We start from the raw sequence: 22599 nt of genomic DNA on the forward strand, positions 1-22599 counted from the left end.
GGCCGCACAGTGAAGTGGACGCCCATTCACCGACCGGATCGAAGGAGGGAAGACGATGAGCCCCCAGGCTTTGACCACACCGAACGACGCTTGCCGCGCGGGTTGCGATCTCGCGTTGCGCATGGCCGTGCTGGCTCGCGACTGGCAGCACGAATGGCACGCGCTGGCAGGGCGGCGCATCGAGCGGGACCGCGACGCGGTGCGCGGCCTGCAGCAGGCGCTAACCGCGACGAACGAGTGGACGGCGTTCGGCGAGGCGGCCCGGCATGTGATGCGCGACTACACGATCACGACCGTCGCGATCTGGCAGGACGCCACCGAGCTGTGCATGCGCGGGCAGTTCGAGAGCGCGAGTGCGTGGCGCACGTGGCTGCGCGATTACGGCACCGGCGCGCTGTCGCGCTACCAGACCGACTGGTGGCCCGATCTCGGGCGGCTGGCCGTGGTCAACGAGGCGAGCATGCCGTGGCGCGACTGGATGGCCGCGTTCGAGCTCGGCATCACGGAAACCGTCGATGCGGGCGACGGGGCCGCGGACGTCCGGCGTCTCGATGGCCGTCATGCGGCGCAGGAGCACGATCATGCGCGCTGAACGGGTTGCGTTCGTCACCGGCGGGATGGGCGGCCTCGGTGCCGCGATCAGCCGCCGCCTGCACGAGGCCGGCATGACGGTGGCGGTGTCGCACACCGAACGCAACGACCACGTCGCGACGTGGCTCACGCAGGAACGCGAGGCGGGCCGCACGTTTCATGCGTACGAGGTCGACGTGGCCGACTACGACTCGTGCCAGCACTGCGCGGCGCGCGTGCTGGCGGAGTTCGGGCGCGTCGACGTGCTCGTCAACAACGCGGGCATCACGCACGATGCGACCTTCGTGAAGATGACCAAGAGCATGTGGGATGCGGTGCTGCGCACCAATCTCGACGGCCTGTTCAACATGACGAAGCCGTTCGTGCCCGGGATGATCGATGCCGGCTTCGGCCGGATCGTGAACATCGGGTCCGTGAACGGGGAGCGCGGCGCGTACGGGCAGGCGAACTACGCGGCCGCGAAAGCCGGCATTCACGGTTTCACGAAATCGCTGGCGCTCGAACTCGCGCGGCACGGCATCACGGTCAACACGGTGGCCCCGGGCTACCTGGCCACCGCGATGCTCGAGTCGGTACCGAAGGAAGTGCTCGACACGAAGATCCTGCCGCAGATTCCGGCCGGCCGCCTCGGCGACCCCGACGAAATCGCCGCGCTCGTCGCCTTCCTGTGTTCCGATGCGGGGGCGTTCGCAACCGGTGCGGAATTCGACGTCAACGGCGGCATGTACATGCGATGAAAGCGTCCGTCATCCGTGTGCCGCTCCCGCGCGAATCGAGGCAGCCGCCGGCTCGGGACGAGCAGGAGCCGGACCGGCCCGAATGCACCGCCGCCGAGGGCACCCCCGCCGAACAATGGAACCGCGCCGCGCATGCCAACGTCGCCGCGATGACCTTCGGGCTGTCGCCCGTGTCGTTGGCGCTGGCCATGCTCGACTGGGGCGCTCACCTGGTGGTGTCGCCGGGCAAGTGCTTCGAACTCGCGACGCAGGCGTGGCTCGCGGCCGCGCCCGCGGCGGCGGCGGCGGAGAAAGGCGCGGCGGACGATGCCGACACGGACGGCCTGGCCGTGCATGCGGGGCACGCCGATCCGCGCTTCGCCGCGCCCGCATGGTCGGGCTGGCCGTTTCGCACGTATCGCGACGGCTTCCTGTCGGTCCAGCGCTGGTGGCGCGAAGCGACGCGCGGCGTGCCGGGTGTCGAACGGCACCATGAGGAGCTGGTCGGCTTCGTCGCGCGTCAATGGCTCGACGCGTGCTCGCCCGGCAACTTTCTGGCGACCAATCCCGTCGCGCTCGACGCGACGATGCGCAGCGGCGGCGCGAACCTCGCGGCGGGTGCGCGGCACTGGCTCGACGATGCGAACGCGTGGCTCGATCGCGCCGGCGGCGCGCGTGGCCGAGACCCGCGGGCTTACCTGCCGGGGCGCGACGTGGCGATTACGCCGGGCCGGGTCGTGTGGCGCAACGCATTGTGCGAACTGCTGCAATACGACCCGACGACACCGCGCGTCGCGCGCGAGCCGATCCTGATCGTGCCGTCGTGGATCATGAAGTACTACATCCTCGATCTGCAGCCGCACGATTCGCTGATCCGTTTCCTCGTCGATGCGGGCTACACCGTGTTCGCGGTGTCGTGGCGCAATCCGGACGCGCAAGCGCGCGATCTCGGGCTCGACGATTACCTGCGCGACGGGTGCCTGGCCGCGCTCGACGTCGTCCGGTCGATCTGCGGCGAGGCGGTTCACGCGGCCGGCTATTGCCTCGGCGGCACGCTGCTGGCAATCGCCGCGGTGGCGCTCGCACGCGACGGGCGGCAACACGAAACCCTGCGATCCGTCACGTTGCTCGCGGCCGAGACCGATTTCAGCGAACCCGGCGAACTCGGCCTGTTCATCGACGCGAGCGAGCTGTCCGCGCTCGACGCGCTGATGTGGCGGCAGGGCTACCTGGACGGCGCGCAGATGTCCGCCGCGTTCGAACTGCTGAACGCGCGCGACCTGATCTGGTCGCGGATGATGAGCGAATACCTGCTCGGCAGGCGCACGAAGCCCAACGACCTGATGTCGTGGAATGCGGACACCACGCGCATGCCGTACCGGATGCATTCGGAATACCTGACCCGGCTGTTCCTCGACAACGATCTCGCGGCCGGCCGCTACTGTGTCGACGGGCGGCCGGTCGCGCTGTCGGATCTCGACGTGCCGACGTTCGCGGTCGGCACCGAGCGCGATCACGTGTCGCCGTGGCGCTCGGTCTACAAGCTTCATCTGCTGACGCACCATGCGTTGACCTTCGTGCTGACGGCGGGCGGACACAACGCGGGCATCGTGTCGGAACCCGGTCATCCGGGCCGCCATTACCGCTGCGCGACCCGCGAACCCGGCGCGCCTTACCGCAGCCCGCGCGACTTCATGCGAGACACGCCCGCGGTCGACGGATCGTGGTGGACCTGCTGGCGCGACTGGCTGCATGCGCGCTCGTCGGGTGACGTGCCGGCCCGCACGCCGGCCGCCGGGCTCGCGGCGGCGCCGGGCGCCTACGTGCTCCAGACATGAACGGGCATCGGCATCCGGATCCGTGCGGCGGCGCATGCCTGCCCGGCCTGCTGCCGCGCGCGGACGGCGCATGGCCCGGGCTGATCGCGCGGGCACGCAACGCAGCGCCGCTCGTCGTGGCCGTCGTGCATCCGTGCGATGCAACCAGTCTCGTCGCGCTGGCCGAACTCGCCGAGTCGCCGCTGGCGGCCGCGATCGAGCCGCTGATCGTCGCGCCGCGCGACAAGGTGCTGCGTGTCGCGCACGATGCGGGCGTCGATCTGTCGCCGTGGACGATCGAGGACGTGCCGCACAGCCATGCGGCGGCGGCCCGCGCGGTGGAACTCGCGGCGGCCGGCCGTGCCGGCGCGCTGATGAAGGGCAGCCTGCATACGGACGAGCTGATGGGCGCGGTCGTCGCGGCCGAATCGGGGCTGCGCACCGACAAACGGATGTCCCACTGTTTCCTGATCGAGACACCGGCGTATCCGCGTCCGTTCATCCTGACCGACGCGGCGGTGAACATCGCGCCGGACCTCGCGCAGAAGGCGGCCATCACGCAGAACGCGATCGACGTCGCGCATGCGCTGGGCGTGGCGTGCCCGCGCGTGGCCGTGCTGTGCGCGGTCGAGACCGTCAATCCGGCGATGCGCTCGACGCTCGACGCGGCGGCGCTCGCGAAGATGGCCGAGCGCGGCCAGCTCACGGGCGCGATCGTCGACGGCCCGCTCGCGTTCGACAACGCGATCTCGCTGCGGGCGGCGCACGACAAGGGGATCGATTCGCCGGTCGCCGGCTGCGCCGACATCCTGGTCGTGCCCGATATCGAAGCGGGCAACCTGCTCGCGAAGCAGCTCGAATACCTGGGCGGCGCCGTGAGCGCGGGCATCGTCGTGGGCGCGCGCGTGCCGATCGTGCTGACGAGCCGCGCCGATGGCGCTGCCGTCCGGGTCGCGTCCTGCGCACTCGCGATGGTGCTGGCACAGGCGCGGCATGTGCCGCAGTCCTGATCAACGTACCCGCAACCCTTTCTTTCGATGGAGGAACCCCGATGAAAGCACTCGTCTACCACGGGCCCGGGCGCAAGGCGCTCGAGGAGCGGCCGATGCCGGAACTGCAGTCGCCCACCGACGCGCTCGTGCGCGTTACGCGCACGACGATCTGCGGCACCGATCTGCACATTCTCAAGGGAGACGTACCGACTTGCGAACCCGGCCGCATTCTCGGCCACGAAGGGGTCGGGATCGTCGAGCAGGTCGGCGCCGCCGTCGATGCGCTGAAGCCGGGCGATCATGTGCTGATTTCCTGCATTTCGTCGTGCGGCCGCTGCGAATATTGCCGGCGCGGCCTGTATTCGCATTGCACGACCGGCGGCTGGATCCTCGGCAACCGGATCGACGGCACGCAGGCCGAGTACGTGCGCATCCCGCATGCGCAGACGAGCCTCTACCGGATTCCACCGGGCGCGGACGAGGAGGCGCTCGTGATGCTGTCGGACATCCTGCCGACCGGGTTCGAATGCGGTGTGCTCAACGGCAAGGTGCAGCCGGGCTGCTCGGTGGCGATCGTCGGCGCGGGCCCGATCGGGCTGGCGGCGCTGCTGACCGCGCAGTTCTACTCGCCCGCGCGGATCGTCATGATCGATCCGGACAGCAACCGGCTGGACGTGGCGCAGCGCTTCGGCGCGACCGACTGCATCGACGGCCGCGCCGGCGACCCGGTGGCGGAAGTGATGAAGCTGACCGACGGCGTCGGCGTCGATTGCGCGATCGAGGCGGTCGGGATTCCGGCGACGTTCGAGATGTGCACGTCACTGGTGGCGCCGGGCGGCGTGGTCGCGAACGTCGGCGTGCACGGGGTCAAGGCCGACCTGCACCTCGAGAAGCTGTGGGATCGCAACATCTCGATCACGACCCGGCTGGTCGACACGGTCAGCACGCCGATGCTGCTGAAGACCGTGCGCGCCGGGCGCCTCGATCCGAAACGCCTGATCACGCACCGGTTCTCGCTCGACGACGTCGAGCGCGCGTACGACACGTTCGGCCGCGCGGCGCAAACCCATGCGCTGAAGGTCATCATCGAAGTCGGTTGATGGCCGGGTAGCGCGCGCGGCGGGAACCGGCAGGCGACACCCGGTTCCCGCCACCGCGCCGTCAGGAGGAAAGCGCGGCCGGCGCGTGCGTGTCGCCGGATTCGACCGCATCGAGATCGACGCACTGCGCATACACCGGCACCTCGCACGGCCAGTGCAGGCGCTCCGCGATGCGCCGCCGCATCGCATCGGCCGCGGCCGGCTCGCCATGCGTGACGAAGGTCCGCACGGGCGCGCGCTGCATCGTGCCGAGCCAGCGGAGGATCTCCTCGTAGTCGGCATGCGCGGAGAGCGTCGTGATCGACTCGACCTGCGCGCGCACGCGCACGTACTCACCGTGGATCTTCAGCGTCGGCTCGTGCGCGACCAGCGCCGCGCCGCGCGTGCCGGCCGCCTGGTAGCCGACCAGCGCGATCGTGTTGCGCGCATCGGGCGCGTAGCGGCTCAGGTGGTGCAGCACGCGGCCGCCCGTCGCCATCCCGCTGCCGGCGATGATGACCATCGGGCCATGATGGTCGGCAATCGCCTTCGACTGCTCGACCGAGCGGATCATCGTGGCCGCATGGCCGAGCGCGTTCGCGTCGGAGGGCGTCAGCCGGTGTTCGAGGATGTGGTGACGATAGATCTCGGTCACGTCGGTGGCCATCGGGCTGTCGACGAATACCGGCACGCGCGCCATCCGGCCGGACGCCTTCAGCCGCGCGATGTAGTGCAGGATTTCCTGCGCACGGCCGACCGTGAAGCACGGCATCACGACCACGCCGCCGCGCGCGAAGGTCTTGTCGAACAGCGCGGCGAGTTCGTTCTCGGGGTCCGATTCCGGATGCAGGCGGTCGCCGTACGTCGATTCGACGACCAGGTAGTCCGCATGCGCGGGCGCCAGCGGCGGCTGCATGATCGGGTCGTGATAGCGGCCGAGGTCGCCCGAGAAGGCCAGCACCTTGTGATCCCAGTGCATCACGACGCTCGCCGCGCCGAGAATGTGGCCGGCCGGCAGCAGGCGGAACGCCAGCCCGCCGCCGAGCGCCGTGCATTCGTCGAACGCGACGGGCTTCAGCAGGTGCAGCGCGCGCTGCGCATCGTCCAGCGTGTAGAGCGGTTGTGCCGGATGATGCTTCGAATAGCCGTGACGGTTCGCGAAATCGGCTTCTTCCTCCTGCAGCCGCGCGCTGTCGCGCAGCATGATGTCGCAGAGTTCGGCCGTGGCCGCCGTGCAATACACCGGCCCGCGGAACCCCTCGCGCGCCAGCACCGGAAGATAGCCGGTGTGGTCGATATGCGCGTGCGTGAGCACGACCGCGTCGAGCGTGTCGGGCGCGACCGGCAACGGGCTCCAGTTGCGCAGCCGCAGGTTCTTGGTGCCCTGGAACAGGCCGCAGTCGACCAGCACGCGCCGGTTGCCGTGCTCGACCAGGTATTTCGAGCCGGTCACGGTTTCGGTCGCACCGAGAAAAGTCAGTTTCATGGATCGCCTCACGGGAGTGGACGGAGCAGTGAGTCGATTACAGCGCGGATGCGCGCGAAGCGATTGATGGAAATCAGGGATTGCCGCATCCGTATCTGTATCCATATCCGTGTCACGCTCGGGCGAGGTTCGTTGTCCGGCCGCTGCGGCTTCGGTTTGACGTCAATCAACGCGCGGGCCGGACGGCGGCACGATAGTGGTCGCATGCGCGCGGGCGATGTCGTGATCCCGCCCTCCGCGCAGGCCGCCTACGGCGAGTACACGTTGCGCAACGAGATCACGACGCTTTCGGGACGAACCCATCATGACGCTGATCGCCAACCTGGACGGCGCGCGGACCGGCTACCGGCTGTGCTTCGTGCGCGCACCCTGGGCGTGGTTCACCTGCCTGCCGCTCGATCTGCAATGCGGCCAGAGCTGGGCCGACGTGCCCTACCAGGACATCGCGCAACCGCCTTACAGCGATTCGCGCGCGCAACTGCTGCGCGTGGCGTTCGATGCGCCGCGCCTGCTGCCGCCCGAAGCGGGCCGGCACGGGGGTGACTGGAGCGTCGAGCAGATCAACGGCGGCGCGGTGCCGTGGCTGCGCAGCGAGGCGTTCGTCGACGCGATGAAACTGGCCGTGCCGGCCGGGGCCACGCTCGCCGAATTCGTCGAGACGATCGAGGCTGCCGGCGGCACCGTCTACGGCCCGCTCGGCTGGGCCGAGCTGCCGCCGTGGCAGCGGCCCGACGTCGTGGCGCACACGCAGACGGGCTGAACGCCGGTCGCACGCACCGCCTCGTTTCAGCCCGCGTCGCCCCAGCCGCCGCCGAGCGCGACGTAAAACGCGACCGTGTCCTGCAGCCGCTGCGCGAGCGCCTGCAGCCACGCCAGGCGCGCCTGATGGTATTGCACGTCGGCGACCAGCAACGGCACATAACCCGAAATCCCCGCGTCGTAGCCGGCCTGCGTGAGCGTCAGCGCATCGCGGGCCGCGGCCATCGCACGGGCCTGCGCATCGAGTGCCGTTGCATCGTTTGCGAGCGCGCGCAACGTGTCGGCGACCTGCGAGAACGCCGACAGCACCACTTGCCGGTAGGTCGCGTCGGCCTCTTCGTACGCGTCCTGCGCCGCGCGCCGCTGGTTCAGCAGCGTGCCGCCGTGAAAGAGCGGCGCGGTGAGCCCGGCGCCGACACTCCATGCACGGCCGGCCGGCGCGAACAGCCGGCCGGCGACGATGCTGTCGAAACCGCCCGACGCGGACAGCGTGAGCGTCGGATAAAGCGCGGCCGTCGCGACGCCGACCTGCGCGCTGGCCACGTGCAACTGCGCTTCCGCCTGCAGGATGTCCGGCCGGCGGCGCACCAGTGACGACGGCGCCGTATCCGGCAAGCGCGCCGGCAGCGCGATGCGCTCGAGCGACAGGTCGGGCGTCTGCCAGTCGACGGGGTAGCGGCCCGCCAGCAGCGCGAGCAGGTCGTCGGCCTGCGCGCGTTTCTGATCGAGCGCGGGCAGCGTCGCTTCGAGCGACGCGTGCTGCGATTCCAGCGTGAGCACGGCGACGTAGGCTGCCGCGCCGGCCGTGACCTGCGCGCGCGTCAGGCGGATCTGCTCGTCGAGCAGGCCGATCATTTCTCGCGTGGCCGCGGCTTCGTCGCGATACGCGGCGCGCGCGATCATCGTGTTGACGACGTTGGCCGTCAGCATCAGGTACGCGCCCGCCAGCGCCTGGCGCCGTGCGTCGACATCGGCCGCAAGCGCCTCGATCTGGCGCCGCTCGCCGCCCCACAGGTCGAGCGTGTAGCTGACCGTCGCGGATAGCGTGAACAGGTTGAAGATCGACGCCGGCAGTGCCTGCCCGGTGCGCAGCGGCGTGTCACGCTGGCGCGACGCGCCGGCCTGCGCATCGGCCTGCGGAAAGAAGACGCCTTCGCCGGCCCGCAGCGCATGTTCGCTGCGCCGCAGCGTTGCCTCGGCAAGATCGAGCGTCGGACTGCCGGTCAGTGCCTCGCCGACGGTCGAGTCGATCGCGCGGCTGCCGAAGCGGGTCCACCAGTCGCGCGTGAGCGGCTCGCCTGCCGACAGCGCCTGTGCCTGCCCGCCTGCCGTCCACGCGCCGGCTGCGGCGTCCGCCGCGACGAAACGCGAGACACGCGGAACGGGCGGACGCTTGAAGTCGGGCCCGACCATGCATCCGGCCAGCGACGCGACGGCCGCGAGCACGGTCGCCACGTGCGACATCCGGTGGACGAGGCGATTACTTGCCGGCCACGTACACATCGACGATCTGCCCGGGAAACAACCGGACAGCCTTGTTCGGGACGATACGGAAAATGACCGGCAGCACGCGTACGTCGACACGCTCGGTGCGCTGGTCGGACAGTTCGATTTTCGGCGTCACGTACGGCTGCACGCGGACGAACTGGAGGTCGGCTTCGACCGACGTGCCGCGCACGAACATGTGCGCCTTCAGCGCGTGCAGGTCGGGCAGCTGGTGGATCAGGATTTCGTCGATGTAGCAGCGCACCTGCAGGCGGTCGACCGGCGTGCCGAGCACCGCGACGGGCGCGTTGCCCTGCGTGTAAGTGTCGTACAGCCCCTGCGAAGTCAGGTACGAGCCGACTGCCGCGTTCATCGCGAGCACGGTGCCGTCGGCCGGCGCGCGCAGCGTGTAGCGGGCCAGCAGCGCGGCGGCCGCGTCGGCCGCACGCCGCAGCGCGACGGCCTGCGCTTCCTGGTTGCGCACGTCGTAGCGCCACGCGCCGGCTTTCGTCAGGCGATACTGCCGCATCACGACGTCGAGGTTGGCCGCCGCGACACGTACCGCGTTCGCGGCCGTATCGAGTGCGTCGCGGCTCACGGCCTTCGGGTCGATGTCGTACGCGTGCCGCTGCTTGTCGTACTGATCCTGCGCGAGCTTCAGGCTGGCCTGCGCGGCTGTGGTCTGCGCGCTCGCCACGTCGAGCACCTCGCGGCGCGGCTGCGCCTTCAGCTCGTCGAGCAGCGCGGCGGCCGCGTCGGCCTGCGCCGCAAGCTGCGCGGCGGTGGCGCGCTGCACCGAGTCGTCGATCGTCAGCAGCGCATCGCCGGCCTTCACCGGATCGCCGTCGTGCACGAGGATGCGCGTCACCGCGCCCGTCACGTCCGGGTAGACGTTCACGTTCGCGCCGGCCGGCTGCTCGCTCTCGACGATCCCGTTCGCATAGACGCCGCGCGCGTACGGATTGGCGGCCGGCTTGAACACCGGCGGCTGCGGCGGCTCCTGGCGGCTGTACACCCATGCGGCGACGAGGCTGGCCAGGAAACCGAGCACCGCCGCCACGAACACGAGCCGGTGCTTCATCGCGCACCTCCGCGGTCGATGCCGTTCAGCTTGCCGTCCTCCATCCGCAGGATGCGGTCCGCGTACTCGAAGATCCGCGCATCGTGCGTGACGATCACGATGCAGCGCGTGTCGTTCAGCACCTGGTGCTTGACGAAGTCGATGATCATGCGGCCCGTGTCGCCGTCGAGCGACGCGGTGGGCTCGTCGAGGATCAGCAGGTCGGGCTGGCTGACGATTGCGCGCGCGATCGCCACGCGCTGCTGCTCGCCGCCGGACAGCTTGACGGGCGGCAGTTGCGCACGATTCCCGAGCCCGACGACGTCGAGATAGCCGAGCGCTTCGTGCAGCGCTTCGTCCCACGGCCGGCGCTTCAGGATCAGCGGAATCGCGACGTTCTCGGCCGTCGTCAGCTTCGGAAACAGGTGATAGTCCTGAAAGACGAAGCCGATCCGGTTCAGCCGGAAATCGGCGATCGCGTCGTTCGGCTGCGCCCACAGGTCGACGCCGTCGATCGACACCGAGCCCGATTCCGGCCGCAGGATGCCCGAGATCACGCTGAGCAGCGTCGTCTTGCCGCTGCCGGACGGCCCGACGATCAGCAGCATCTCGCCGAAGTTCGCCTGCATCGACACCTCGCACAATGCCTGCGTGCGCGCGTCGCCTTCGCCGAACCATTTGGTGACGCCGCGCGCGTCGATCGCGACTTTCGCCATCGTCAGCCCCGGAAGATGTCGAACGGCTCGATGCGCAGCACGCGGCGCACGCCGAGATAGCTCGAGATCGTCGCGATCACCACCACCATCCCGAACGCGAGCGCCAGGTTGCCGAACGTGACGAGCGCCGCGTAATCGGGAATCTGCAGCTTCGCGAGACTGATCATCAGCACGCACAGGCCGACGCCGATGCCGTAGCCGGTCAGCGCGGTGAACGTCGCCTGGAACAGGATCATCGCGACCAGCTCGCGGCTTTTCGCGCCGATCGCCTTCAGCGCGCCGAACTTGTCGAGGTTTTCTAGGATGAATGCATAGAACGTCTGGCCGGAGATCGACAGGCCGATGATGAAGCTGATGATCGTCATCAGCATGATGTTGGTGCCGAGCCCCGTCTCGTACTTGTAGAAGCGTGCGATCTGCGCGATGAATTCGTCGCGCGTGTAAGCGCGATAGCCGAGCGACGTCACGACGGCCTTGATGTGCGCGATGTCCGCCTCCGACTTCGGCTCGACGAGGATGTAGGACGTCGTGAAGCGCGGCGACGGGATGTAGCGGATCGCGCGGGCGTAGGTCGTATAGAGCGTGGGCGTGCCGAACAGGCCGCTGGCCGCCACTTTTGCGATGCCGACGATCACGCCGCGATGGTCGTTCAGCTCGAAATCGGTGCCGACAGCCGGATTCTCGAGCTTCGGAAACTCCGGATCCCGGATCGCGATGAAGCCGTTCTCCGCGTAGATGTCCTCGATCCGGCCCTGCAGCATCGTCGGCCGGCCGAGCAGGCTCGCATCGTCCAGGCCGACGATCGTCACCGCCTGATAGGTGCCGGAGCGCAGCTTGACGAGCGCGCCGCCGGAGTAGAGCGGCACCGCATACTTGACGCCATCGATGCTGCGTACCGCGTCGAGCACGTAGCCGGGCATGCCGATGCTGTTCGCGATCGTCTTCACGGCAGGGTCCATCACCCACACCTTCGCGCCGATGTTGATCACGGACGCCGACGACTTGTTCAGGATCCCGGCGAACAGCGACGTCATCTCGATCATCAGCAGCACCGAGAACGTGATGCCGATGGTCAGCGCGGTGAACTTCGCGCTGTCGTTCACGAGCAGCTTGAACGCGAGGCGGAGGATGCCGTTCATGATGGGGCGTGAGCCGGGTACGAGCGCATCATGAACGCTCGCAGGCGGCCGGATCCGGCTGCGCGACGAAGGCGGCGAGGCCCGACACCAGCGCGACGATCGCGTACGGAAGCACATGCACGCCGACCAGCATCGCGTGCACGACGCCCAGCAGCGACGCGAGTGCGATGAACACGCCGAGCGTGGCAAGAAAGATCCGGTTTGGCAGGCGCATCATGACGTTCTCCAGGGAGGCGGCCGCCGGCCGCCCGTGAGCGCGATGCCGCGTGGCCGCGATCGCGGCCGCTACGGATTGCGCAAGTCGTGACGTCATGATCCCGTGCAAGGTTCCGGCACGGTTGATCTGTATCAACGGACGAATCCGGGCGCCCGACGGGCCGCTTACGCCATCTGCGTGATGGTCTTGCGAAAGCGCATCAGCGACAGCAGGAACAGCACGCAACCGATCGCGAACAGCACCACGAACTGGATCCAGACCGCATCGAGGCCGGCGCCCCGGTACAGGATGCGTTGCGCGAGTTCGACGAAATGCGTGGTCGGCGCGGCCAGCATGATGTCCTGCACGGCGAGCGGCATGCTCTCGCGCGGCGTCAGGCCGCCCGACAGCAACTGCAGCGGCAGCAGCACGAGCACCAGCAGCATCCCGAACTGCGGCATGCTGCGCACGAGCGTCGCGAGAAAGATGCCCATCGACGTCGTCGCGAACAGGTGCAGCGCCATGCCGGCCACGAACAGCGGGATGGAGCCCGGAATCGGCACGTGCAGTGCCCCGCCCACGACCAGCGTCAGCGATGCGACGGCCGCCACCGTGACGACGAGCCCCATCGACCACACCTTCGCGAGCATGATCTCGGCCGCCGTCACCGGCATCACGAGCAGATGCTCGATCGTGCCGTGCTCGCGCTCGCGGATCAGCGCGGCCCCGGTGAGGATCATCGACAGCATCGTCACGTTGTTGATCAGCTCCATCAGCGCGCCGAACCACACCTCGTCGAGATTCGGGTTGAAGCGCATCCGCATCGCGAGATCGACGGGCGGCGACGATACGCCGCGATAGCGCCGCACGAATGCATCGATCTCGCCCGACACGATCTGCTGCACGTAGCCGCCGCCGGTAAACGCCTGCGTCATGCGGGTCGCGTCGACGTTGAGCTGGATCGTCGCAGGGCGGCCGGCCAGCACGTCGCGCTGGAAATCCGGCGGAATGTCGAGCGAGAACGTGTAGTCGCCGTTGTCGAGGCCGCGGTCTGCCGCGGCCGCGCCGACGATCGGGGGCGGCGCGAACTGCGGCGGGAAGAACGCCGCGACGATGCGCGCGGACAGCGGCGATGCATCCTCGTCGACGATCGCGATCGGCACCTTGTGCAGCGTTTCCGGGCGCGCGGTGGCCGCGACGTAGATCGACGCGCTGAACGTATAGACGATCAGCACGAGCAGGATCGGATCGCGGGCGAGGCTCCAGAGCTCCTTGACCCCGAGCCGGAAAATGACGAGCAGGCGCGACATGGTCAGCGCTCCTGTTTGCGCAGCAGCACGGCGGTCATGACCAGGATGGCTGGCGCTGCCGCGAGCAGCGGCCAGAACTGCGACGACAGGTCGCCCAGGCCGAGTGCCTTGTTGAACACGCCGCGGCTGATCGCGAGCATGTAGGTGGCCGGGTAGACCGTGCCGATCCACTTGCCGGCGCCCTCCAGCGACGACAATGGCGTGAGCAGCCCCGAGAACTGCACCACGGGAATCAGCGTGCCGACGATCGTCATGAAGATCGCGGCGATCTGGCTGCGCGTGAACGTCGACGCGAACAGCCCGATGCCCGTGGCCACCACGTTGAAGACCAGCACCGCGGCCGCGAGCGTAAAGAAGCTGCCCTTGATCCGCACGCCGAACGCGATGTCGGCCAGCACGACCATCAGCAGGAAGTTCAGCATGGCCAGCATCACGTAGGGCGCCTGCTTGCCGAGCAGGAATTCGGCGCGTGTGACGGGCGTCACGTACAGGTTGACGATCGAGCCGAGCTCCCGTTCGCGGACGACGGCCAGCGCCGTCAGCATCGCGGGGAGCATCAGCAGCAGCATCGGCATGATGGCCGGGATCATCGCCGGCAGGCTCCTGACGTCCGGGTTGTAGCGATAGCGGACGGCGATCTCGACGGCAGGCGCGAGCGACACGCCGAGCCGGCGCTTCGCCTGGTCGCGCAGCCAGTTCTCGTGCATGCCGGCGACGTAGCCGCGGATCGTCTCCGCGCGCATCGGCATCGCGCCGTCGATCCACGCGCCGATCTCGACGTGCCGGCCGTGCGCGACGTCGCGGGCGAAGCCGGGCGGAATCTCGATCGCGAGCGACAACTGGCCGTTGCGCATGCGCCGGTCGATATCGCGATCGTCCACGAGCGGTGCGCGCGGCACGAAGTAGCGGGAGCCGCCGAGGTTCTGCGCATAGTCCTGGCTCAGGATCGACTGGTCGCGGTCGAGCACCGCGAACGTCAGGTTGTCGACGTCGAGGCTGATGCCGATGCTGATCACGCACATCAGCACGAGCGACCCGAACAGCGCGAGCGTCGCCCGCAGCGGGTCGCGGCGCAGCTCCAGCAGTTCGCGCCACAGGTAGCTGCCGGCGCGTGCGGGGCTGAACCACGCGGCCGCGCGGCCGGCGCCGGCACGGGCGCCGGTGGTGTCGGCGGATTCGGCAGTGTCGGCGGTGTCGGACGGCGTGCCGAGCCAGCCCGCGTCGGACGCCTCGTCCGCCGGCGGGCTCTGCGCTTGCTGCGCGTCGGTCAGGTACGCGATGAACGCTTCCTCGAGCGAGCCGGCGCCGCGCGTGCGCACGAGCTCTGCCGGCGCGGCGCTGGCGAGCACGCGGCCCGCGTGCATCAGCGAGATGCGATCGCAGCGTTCGGCTTCGTTCATGAAGTGCGTCGAGATGAAGATCGTCACGCGATCGTGCCGCGCCAGCTCGATCATCAGCCGCCAGAAGTCGTCCCGCGCGACCGGGTCCACCCCGGACGTCGGCTCGTCGAGGATCAGCAGCTCGGGCTTGTGCACCATCGCCACCGCGAGGGACAGCCGCTGCCGCATGCCGAGCGGCAGGCGTTCGGGCAATGCGTCGAGCGAGCCGGCCAGCCCGAAGCGCTCGGCCATTTCGGCGATCCGCCCGGGCACGTCCGCCTCCGGCACGCCGAACAGGCGCGCATGCAGCACGAGGTTCTGCCGCACGGTCAGCTCCCCGTACAGCGAAAACCCTTGCGACATGTAGCCGACCCGCCGGCGCGTGTCGATGTCGTCCGCCGCGACCGGCTGGCCGAACAGCGTCGCCGTGCCTTCGGACGCGGGAAGCAGCCCCGTGAGCATCTTCATCGTCGTCGACTTGCCGCAGCCGTTGGAGCCGAGGAAGCCGAAGATCTCGCCGCGACGGATCTGCAGGCTGACGTGATCGACCGCGACGAAATCGCCGAACCGCATCGTCAGCCCGTCGGCCTCGATCGCGTAGCCGGCGGCGGCATCGGGCTGGAACGGCGCGATCCGGATCGGCTGGTGCCCGCGCCGCTGCGCGTCGGGCAGCAACGCGACGAACGCATCCTCGAGCGTGCCGCAGCCGGTGCGGGCCAGCAGCGCGTCCGGGCTGCCGGTTGCCAGCACGCGCCCGGCGTCCATCGCGATCAGCCGGTCGAACCGCCGGGCCTCGTCCATGTACGCGGTGGCCACCAGCACGCTCATCGCCGGCCGCGCGGCGCGAATGCGCCCGATCAGCTCCCAGAACTGGGCGCGCGACAGCGGATCGACGCCGGTCGTCGGTTCGTCGAGGATCAGCAGGTCCGGATCGTGGATCAGCGCGCAACACAGGCCGAGCTTCTGCTTCATGCCGCCGGACAGTTTGCCGGCGGGCCGGTCCAGGAACGGGTGCAGGCCGGTGCTGTGCGTGAGCGCGTCGATCCGCCGGCGCCGCTCCGCCGCGTCGTGGCCGAACAGCCTGGCGAAGAACTGCAGGTTTTCCTCGACGGACAGCGTCGCGTACAGGTTCCGGCCCAGCCCTTGCGGCATGTAGGCGATGCGCCGGCAGACGCGCGCACGATGACGGCGCGACGACAGGTCGCCGCCGAGGGTCCACACGCGCCCCTGCTGGATCGCACGTGCGCCGGAAATGAGGGCGAGCAGGCTCGACTTGCCGACGCCGTCCGGCCCGATCAGCCCGACCATGCGGCCGGCCGGGATGTCGAGCGTCACGTCGTCGAGCGCGGCCTTGCCGCCGTAGCGCAGCGAGACGCCGGACAGCCGCGCGACGGGCTCGGGAACCGGCGGCCCCTCGGTCGCGCCGGCGGCGGGTTCGGCCGGGAGCGTCGACTTCATTGGGGAACCTTGATCGCGAGGCGCGCGGGCCACGCGGCGAGCGGATCGGTCTTGAGCCACGCCACACCCGGCAGCCCGGTCTTGACGAGCTTCAGATGGCGCTGCAGCAGGTCGCGGTCGATGCGCGCCTTCACGCGGAACATCAGCTTCTGCCGTTCGGTGGCCGTCTCGACCGTCTTCGGCGTGAACTGCGCGGTGCTCGACACGTACGACACGCGGGCCGGAATCACGTACTCCGGCGCCGCGTCGAGCACGATCCGCACGTCGGCGCCGAGCGGCACCCGGCCGACCACCGTCTCGGGCAGGAAGAACGTCATGTAGACATCCGACAGGTCGACCACGTTGAGCACCTTGCCGCCGGCCGGCAGCACTTCGCCCGATTCGGCCACGCGATACTGCACGCGCCCGTCGCGCGGCGATGTCAGGGCGCTGTCCGAGATGTCGGCCTGCACGCGCGCGACCGTTGCCTGCGCGGCCGTCACGGCGGAGCGCGCGGCGACGAGCTGCGCGCGGGTCGCGTCGATCGCGGCCTGCGCGGCCTGTACCTGCGCGCGCGCCGCGTTCACGGTCGCCCGCAGGCTGCCGGCGCGCGCGCGGTCGTCGTCGAGCTCCTGCATCGACGATGCGCCGTCGCGCGACAGCGTCTCGGAACGGGCGAGCCGCCGCGTCGCCGCATCCAGTTCGCTTTCCCGCTGGACGACGACGGCCTCGGCCGCCGCCTTGTCGCTGCGCCGCTGCGCGACCTGCGCGTCGATGCTCGCGGCCGTGTTCACCGCCTGCTGCTCCCGCGCGCGCGCTTCGTCGAGCTGCGCCTGCAGGACGACCACGTCCATGCGCGCGAGCGGCTGGCCGGCGGTCACGAAGTCGCCTTCGTCGACGAGCATCGCGGTGACACGCCCCGGCAGCTTGGTCGCGACGTCGATTTCGGTCGCTTCGATACGGCCGTTGCCGCTCACGAGGCCGGCATCGGCCTGGCCGTCACGCCAGCGCGTCCATCCGTAATACGTGATGGCGATCGCGAGCACGGCGACGCCTGCCCCGATCAGAAGAGGGCGCTTGAGGGTTTTCATCGTGGGGAATCCGGATTCGTCGATGCGTTGTTCGGTGGCGCGGCGGCCGCGTCGCTGTCTTGCGTGGCGCCGCCGAGCGCGCCATAGAGCGCGACGCGGCTCGACAGCAGTGCGCGGCGCGTCATCACCCATTGCTGCTCCGCGTTCATCAGGTCGCGCTGCGCGTCGAGCACCTCGAGGAACCGGGTCGCGCCGCTGTCGTAGCGCAGCTTCGCGAGGCGCGCCCGTTCGGCCTGTGAGTCCAGCGTCGCGCGCTCGATGCGCACCTCGTCGGCCAGCCAGTAGCGCGACGCGAGCGCGTCGGACACGTCGCGAAACGCGCTCTGCATCGTCCGCTCGTACTGCGCGAGCGCTTCGTCGCGCTGCGCGTGCGCCAGCGCGAGATTCGAGCGGTTGCGGCCCCCGTCGATCAGCGGCAGCGTCACGTTTGGGATCACCGACCAGACGCCGGTGCTGGATGTCAGGAGGTCATGCAGCGCGCTGCTGCCCGAGCCGATCGAGCTCGTCAGCGCGATGCGCGGGAAAAAGGCGGCGCGCGCCGCGCCGATGTTCGCGCGGGCCGCCTGCAGCGCGTGCTCGGCCGCGATCACGTCCGGCCGCCGGGCGAGCAGCGACGACGGCAGGCCGGGCGCGAGCGACGGCGCGACGGCGCCGTCGTCGAGCACGAGCGGCGTGCCGGCCAGATCCGGCGGCGCGCCGACCAGCAGGGCCAGCGCATCGGCCGCCGACGCGCGCGCCTGCTGCAACTGGGCGCCGAGGGACTCCGCCTGCTGCAGCAGGATCTCGGCCTGCGTCAGGTCGAGGCGGGAGATCGCGCCGGCCGCCTGGCGAAGCCGGAAAATCCGCAGCGACTCGCGGCGCGTGTCGATCGTCGCGCGGGTCAGCGCGATGCGCTCGTCGTATTCGCACAGTGTCAGATACGCGTTGGCGACCGACGTGATCACGCTCAGCGTCGCGGCACGCCGGGCCGCGTCGCTCGCGAGATAGCGCTGCAGCGCCGCGTCCTTCAGGCTGCGCACGCGGCCCCAGAAATCGAGTTCCCATTGCGTTTCGGCCAGCTGGACCTCGTAGACCTGCCCGACGAACGGGGCGGGCGTGAGGAACCCGCCCGGTGCGCGAAACCGTGCGTAGGCCGCGCCGGCGCCGATCGTCGGCCACTGGTCCGCGCGGCGGATGCCATAGGCGGCGCGGGCTTGTTCGACCCGCGCAACGGCCGCGCGCAGGTCGCGATTGTTGGCCAGCGCCTGCGCGATCAGCGCCCGAAGGCGCGCATCGACGAAGTAATCCTGCCACGCGGGCACCGGCGCAACTGCGTCAGTAGCGCCGGGCGGGGCGCCGGCCGACGGATCCGGAAAGGCGGCCGGGATCGGCGCTGCGGGGCGCTGGTCCGGCGGTGCGAGCGACAGGCATCCGGACAGCAGGCCGATACCCGTTGCGAGCGCAACGAAATACGCGGATCGGGACGCTGCTCTGCGGAACACGACGGGAAGCGCGATGGCGCGCATGGAATGCCTCGGCGAATACGGAAACGCGGGGGGCGCCGCCACGTGGCGGCGCCGCTTCGGGTTCACTTATATCCGACGAATGACGCTCCTACCCTTGATCTGAATCACTTCGACGGGAATGCGTTTCGAGCGGTGCTTCGGTTGACAGGCGGGTGAGAACGGCCCGGGGCCGGCGGATTGCGCGCGGCCCGACGCCGTCGTGCGCGTCACGGCCGGTCGCCCGGAGCGAGGTTCAGCAGGACGACGAACGAGAGAATGCTCAGGATCAGCGTGACGATCGAGTATCTGAAAACCCGCTCGTCGAACAGCATCCCGTGAATGATGCCGGCCAGCGATGCGAGCGCGATGAACACGCTGAGCGTCGCGAGCGCGATGCGGTATTGCCTGCGGGTCATGACGGTCTCCTGCGGGGTGGCTGTCGTGCGGATGCGAACCGCGCGGGTCGGCGCGGGTTTCGCGGTGTCTGGCGTCATGATCGCGTTGCGCTTTGCCGCACGGTTGATCTGTATCAATGGACGAATCCGGCATTCGCGCACCCGGCGGCCGCAGCCGCCGGCACGCCGTTGATTGATCCTCGTCAACCCGCCGGCGCCGGCGTGCGCGATGCTGAATCCGGTGCGGCACGATCGCCGATCGCGAATGTCGCGAATGTCACGACCGGTGCGGCCCAACGGGAGACGGAAATGAAGTCCGATGCAGCACTCAAGCAGGACGTCGAGCAGGCGCTGTTCTGGAATCCGGCGATCGATGCGCGGCGGATCGACGTCGACGTAAGCGACCGGATCGTCACGTTACGCGGCTCGGTCGACAGCTGGGCCCAGAAGCTCGAGGCGCAGAAAACGGCGCTGCACGTCGAGGATGCGCGCGCGCTCGTGCTCGAACTGAACGTCACGCCGCCGGAGAGCGCGTGCGCGGATCAGGAGCTGGCAATCGCCATCACGTTCGCGCTGGGCTGGCAGGAGGCGCTGCGCGATCACAAGATTCGCGTCGAGGTCGACCACGGTTGCGTGACGCTCGACGGCGAAGTCGATCATGCATACCAGAGTCGCGCGGCCGAAAAGATGGTCAGCCGGATGATCGGTGTCGTCGGCGTCGCGAACCGGATCCGGGTGCGCACGGACCACACGGTGCCGGACGTCGGCATGCGGATCGCCGAAGCGCTGGCGCGTCGCGCGCAACGCGAATCCGCGGGCATTGCGATCGACGCGGTCGACGGCGTCATCACGCTGACGGGCAAGGTCGCGTCGCTTGCCGAAAGGCGCGCCGCGTGCGGCGCGGCCGGGTCGGTGAGAGGTGTCCGAGAGGTCGTCGACCGGCTCACCGTCGGCTGACGGCCAGCCCATGCTGTCTACTGCAAGGAGAAGCAGTCATGAACCGTTCGAATTCAGGCCCGGGCCGAACCTCTCTGCGCCGCGACCAGCGGATGCAGCCGCATACGAAGGACAGTTACCGCGATCCGAAGCGGCCGAAGGGCGACCGGATCTGCGAAGGCTGCGGCGCCGTCTGCGACGCGGGCCGCTGGACGTGGTACGCGACACCGCTCGACCGGCGCCAGCTCGAATGCCCGGCCTGCAAGCGCATGCGAGAAAACCTGCCGGCGGGCGAGCTGGTGTTGCACGGCGCGTACCTGCGCGCGCACCGGGCGACGATTCTCGACCTGCTCGAGCGCCAGGCCGACCTGGAGACGAGCGAGCACGCGCTCGAACGCATCATGGAAATCGAGCAATCCGGCGATACGCTCGTCGTCCGCACGACCGGCGTGCACATGGTGCGAAGGCTGGGGGAAGCATTGCTGCATGCGCATCACGGCGATCTCGCGCTCAACTATCGCGATGGCGAGGACATGCTGCGCGCGCAATGGACGCGCGACGATGCATGAACGGCGGTGTGTCCGGCGAGCGGGCCTGATGCGATGAAAAAGTCATTCGATTACTCCGGACTGCTGATCCCGTTCGTATTTGCCGTGCTGGTGGCGTATCAGCTGCTGATGGCCCAGCCGGCCACGACGTCGATCTCGTACAGCGACTTTCACCGGCTGGTCGACGCGCGGCTCGTCGACGATCTGGACATCGGCCCGTCGTCGATTTCGGGCGTGCTGCGCATGCCGGAGGCCGGTGCGAACCTGCCGGCCTCCGACGCGGTCGCCGTGAAAAAGGCGGGGCCGCCGTGGCGCTTCACGACCAACCGGGTCGCTGACGACCGTCTCGTCGCCGAACTCACGGCCGCCGGCATCCGCTATCGCGGCACGCCGGATTCGGGCTGGCTCGAAACGCTTGCCGGATGGATGTTGCCGGTGATCGTCCTCGTGACGTTCTGGAGCTTCATGATGCGCAGGCCGGGCGGGGTCCGTGACCTGAGCGGCATGGGCAAGAGCCAGGCCCGCGTGTACGTGCAGCAGGAAACCGGCATCACGTTCGACGACATCGCCGGCATCGACGAGGCGAAGGCCGAGCTGCAGCAGATCGTCGCGTTCCTGCGCAATCCTGAACGCTACCAGCGGCTCGGCGGCAAGATCCCGAAAGGCGTGCTGATCGTCGGCGCGCCCGGCACCGGCAAGACGCTGCTCGCGCGTGCGGTGGCCGGCGAGGCGGCCGTGCCGTTCTTCACGATCAGCGGCTCGGCGTTCGTCGAGATGTTCGTCGGGGTCGGCGCGGCACGCGTGCGCGACCTGTTCGAGCAGGCGCAGCAGAAGGCGCCGTGCATCGTGTTCATCGACGAACTCGATGCACTCGGCAAGGCGCGCGGCGTCGGCCTGATGTCCGGCAACGACGAGCGCGAGCAGACGCTCAACCAGCTGCTCGTCGAGATGGACGGCTTCCAGGCCAATTCGGGCGTGATCATCATGGCCGCGACGAACCGGCCCGAGATCCTCGATCCCGCGCTGCTGCGGCCCGGGCGCTTCGACCGCCACATCGCGATCGACCGGCCCGACCTGACCGGCCGCAAGCAGATCCTGGCCGTGCACACGAAGCGCGTGAAGCTGGCCCCGGAAGTCGACCTTGCCGAGCTGGCGCAGCGCACGCCGGGCTTCGTCGGCGCGGATCTCGCGAACGTCGTCAACGAGGCCGCGCTGCACGCGGCCGAACTCGGCAAGCAGGCGATCGGCATGGCCGACTTCGACGAAGCGATCGACCGCGCGATGACCGGCATGGAGCGCAAGAGCCGCGTGATGAACGACGAGGAAAAGCGGACCATCGCGTACCACGAGGCGGGGCACGCGCTCGTCGCGCAAAGCCGCGTGCATTGCGATCCGGTGAAGAAGGTGTCGATCATCCCGCGCGGCATCGCGGCGCTCGGCTACACGCAGCAGGTGCCGACCGAGGATCGCTACGTGCTGCGCAAGAGCGAGCTGCTCGACCGGCTCGACGTGCTGCTCGGTGGCCGGGTAGCCGAGGAGATCGCGTTCGGCGACGTGTCGACCGGCGCGCAGAACGATCTGGAACGTGCGACCGCGCTGGCGCGCCACATGGTCATGCAGTACGGGATGAGCGAGAAGCTCGGTCTCGCGACGCTCGACGATGCGACCCCGCAGGGCGGTTCGCCCGGCGTGTGGACGCCGGGCGACGGACGGTGCAGCGAACACACCGCGCAGTTGATCGACGAGGAGGTGCGCGCGCTGCTCGAAGACGCGCACGTGCGGGTCGCGGCGACGCTCGGCGAGCATCGCGACGCGCTCGAACGGATCGCGCGCTGCCTGCTGCAGCACGAATCGGTCGATCACGACACACTGGTGGCGCTCATTACGCCGCCGGACGACGGCATCGGCCCGCCCGAACCGGCGCACGCCGATGCGGAGCCGGCCACGGCCACGGACACGTCGGCCTGACCGACTGGCGGCCAC

At 69.4% G+C, this 22599-nt stretch carries 20 protein-coding genes; 9 read left to right on the top strand and 11 right to left on the bottom strand.

What is annotated here, in order from left to right; translation table 11 throughout:
• Window positions 1-55 precede the first annotated feature (55 nt).
• Genes C5O79_RS14965 through C5O79_RS14985 form a run of 5 tightly spaced genes read left to right on the top strand, consistent with a single transcriptional unit; the run spans window position 56 to window position 5216 of the window.
• Window positions 56-592: a hypothetical protein gene (locus tag C5O79_RS14965; RefSeq protein WP_122478747.1), complete on the top strand. Its 537-nt coding sequence runs from the start codon at window positions 56-58 to the stop codon at window positions 590-592.
• Complete coding sequence (locus tag C5O79_RS14970) at window positions 582-1328, top strand: beta-ketoacyl-ACP reductase (RefSeq protein WP_046546572.1); 747 nt, start codon at window positions 582-584, stop codon at window positions 1326-1328. Before C5O79_RS14965 ends, C5O79_RS14970 begins: the two co-directional genes overlap by 11 nt.
• On the top strand, window positions 1325-3145 hold the full coding sequence (locus tag C5O79_RS14975; RefSeq protein ID WP_122478748.1) for an alpha/beta fold hydrolase: 1821 nt from the start codon (window positions 1325-1327) through the stop codon (window positions 3143-3145). The genes C5O79_RS14970 and C5O79_RS14975 overlap by 4 nt, the downstream gene beginning before the upstream one ends.
• Window positions 3142-4134: a bifunctional enoyl-CoA hydratase/phosphate acetyltransferase gene (locus tag C5O79_RS14980; protein ID WP_047852878.1), complete on the top strand. Its 993-nt coding sequence runs from the start codon at window positions 3142-3144 to the stop codon at window positions 4132-4134. Before C5O79_RS14975 ends, C5O79_RS14980 begins: the two co-directional genes overlap by 4 nt.
• A gap of 41 nt (window positions 4135-4175) precedes the next feature.
• Complete coding sequence (locus C5O79_RS14985; protein ID WP_046546575.1) at window positions 4176-5216, top strand: zinc-dependent alcohol dehydrogenase family protein; 1041 nt, start codon at window positions 4176-4178, stop codon at window positions 5214-5216.
• Between the two features lie 61 nt (window positions 5217-5277).
• Here C5O79_RS14985 and C5O79_RS14990 read toward each other — a convergent pair whose 3' ends face one another.
• The gene (locus C5O79_RS14990) at window positions 5278-6681 is read right to left on the bottom strand and encodes an MBL fold metallo-hydrolase (RefSeq protein WP_122478749.1); all 1404 of its coding nucleotides are present in this window, start codon (window positions 6679-6681) and stop codon (window positions 5278-5280) included.
• 304 nt (window positions 6682-6985) lie between these two features.
• On the opposite strand from C5O79_RS14990, the gene C5O79_RS14995 reads away from it, so the two are divergent.
• On the top strand, window positions 6986-7441 hold the full coding sequence (locus C5O79_RS14995) for a hypothetical protein (RefSeq protein WP_046546577.1): 456 nt from the start codon (window positions 6986-6988) through the stop codon (window positions 7439-7441).
• A gap of 26 nt (window positions 7442-7467) precedes the next feature.
• Here C5O79_RS14995 and C5O79_RS15000 read toward each other — a convergent pair whose 3' ends face one another.
• From C5O79_RS15000 to C5O79_RS15045, 10 genes are all read right to left on the bottom strand, one after another.
• Window positions 7468-8853: an efflux transporter outer membrane subunit gene (locus tag C5O79_RS15000; RefSeq protein ID WP_236862432.1), complete on the bottom strand. Its 1386-nt coding sequence runs from the start codon at window positions 8851-8853 to the stop codon at window positions 7468-7470.
• A gap of 67 nt (window positions 8854-8920) precedes the next feature.
• A complete protein-coding gene (locus C5O79_RS15005) occupies window positions 8921-10006 on the bottom strand; it encodes a biotin/lipoyl-binding protein (RefSeq protein WP_047852873.1) in 1086 nt (361 codons plus the stop codon).
• Window positions 10003-10707: an ABC transporter ATP-binding protein gene (locus C5O79_RS15010; RefSeq protein WP_174242195.1), complete on the bottom strand. Its 705-nt coding sequence runs from the start codon at window positions 10705-10707 to the stop codon at window positions 10003-10005. Before C5O79_RS15010 ends, C5O79_RS15005 begins: the two co-directional genes overlap by 4 nt.
• On the bottom strand, window positions 10704-11840 hold the full coding sequence (locus tag C5O79_RS15015) for an ABC transporter permease (protein WP_046546581.1): 1137 nt from the start codon (window positions 11838-11840) through the stop codon (window positions 10704-10706). Before C5O79_RS15015 ends, C5O79_RS15010 begins: the two co-directional genes overlap by 4 nt.
• A 28-nt stretch (window positions 11841-11868) precedes the next feature.
• Entirely contained in the window at window positions 11869-12057 is a 189-nt protein-coding gene (locus tag C5O79_RS15020) for a DUF2964 family protein (RefSeq protein ID WP_047852870.1), read from the bottom strand.
• 164 nt (window positions 12058-12221) lie between these two features.
• Window positions 12222-13346 (bottom strand): ABC transporter permease, encoded by a 1125-nt coding sequence (locus tag C5O79_RS15025; protein WP_122478752.1) that lies wholly within the window; start codon window positions 13344-13346, stop codon window positions 12222-12224.
• A gap of 2 nt (window positions 13347-13348) precedes the next feature.
• Complete coding sequence (gene rbbA, locus C5O79_RS15030; RefSeq protein ID WP_122478755.1) at window positions 13349-16183, bottom strand: ribosome-associated ATPase/putative transporter RbbA; 2835 nt, start codon at window positions 16181-16183, stop codon at window positions 13349-13351.
• On the bottom strand, window positions 16180-17253 hold the full coding sequence (locus C5O79_RS15035; protein ID WP_122478757.1) for an HlyD family efflux transporter periplasmic adaptor subunit: 1074 nt from the start codon (window positions 17251-17253) through the stop codon (window positions 16180-16182). Before C5O79_RS15035 ends, rbbA begins: the two co-directional genes overlap by 4 nt.
• Window positions 17250-18758, bottom strand: coding sequence for an efflux transporter outer membrane subunit (locus C5O79_RS15040; protein ID WP_122478759.1), 1509 nt, complete (start codon window positions 18756-18758; stop codon window positions 17250-17252). Before C5O79_RS15040 ends, C5O79_RS15035 begins: the two co-directional genes overlap by 4 nt.
• Window positions 18759-18964: 206 nt before the next feature.
• On the bottom strand, window positions 18965-19153 hold the full coding sequence (locus C5O79_RS15045; RefSeq protein ID WP_046547313.1) for a DUF2964 family protein: 189 nt from the start codon (window positions 19151-19153) through the stop codon (window positions 18965-18967).
• Between the two features lie 288 nt (window positions 19154-19441).
• Here C5O79_RS15045 and C5O79_RS15050 point away from each other — a divergent pair, with 288 nt between their 5' ends.
• The 3 genes from C5O79_RS15050 to ftsH are packed head-to-tail and all read left to right on the top strand — an operon-like array spanning window position 19442 to window position 22584.
• The gene (locus C5O79_RS15050) at window positions 19442-20089 is read left to right on the top strand and encodes a BON domain-containing protein (RefSeq protein WP_122479104.1); all 648 of its coding nucleotides are present in this window, start codon (window positions 19442-19444) and stop codon (window positions 20087-20089) included.
• A gap of 38 nt (window positions 20090-20127) precedes the next feature.
• A complete protein-coding gene (locus C5O79_RS15055; protein WP_122478761.1) occupies window positions 20128-20637 on the top strand; it encodes a BCAM0308 family protein in 510 nt (169 codons plus the stop codon).
• A 33-nt stretch (window positions 20638-20670) separates the two neighbouring features.
• Window positions 20671-22584: an ATP-dependent zinc metalloprotease FtsH gene (ftsH, locus tag C5O79_RS15060; RefSeq protein ID WP_122478763.1), complete on the top strand. Its 1914-nt coding sequence runs from the start codon at window positions 20671-20673 to the stop codon at window positions 22582-22584.
• Window positions 22585-22599: the final 15 nt, after the last annotated feature.

It is taken from the genome of Burkholderia sp. SRS-25 (assembly GCF_004343765.1).
GTDB classification, from domain to species: Bacteria; Pseudomonadota; Gammaproteobacteria; order Burkholderiales; family Burkholderiaceae; genus Burkholderia; species Burkholderia contaminans.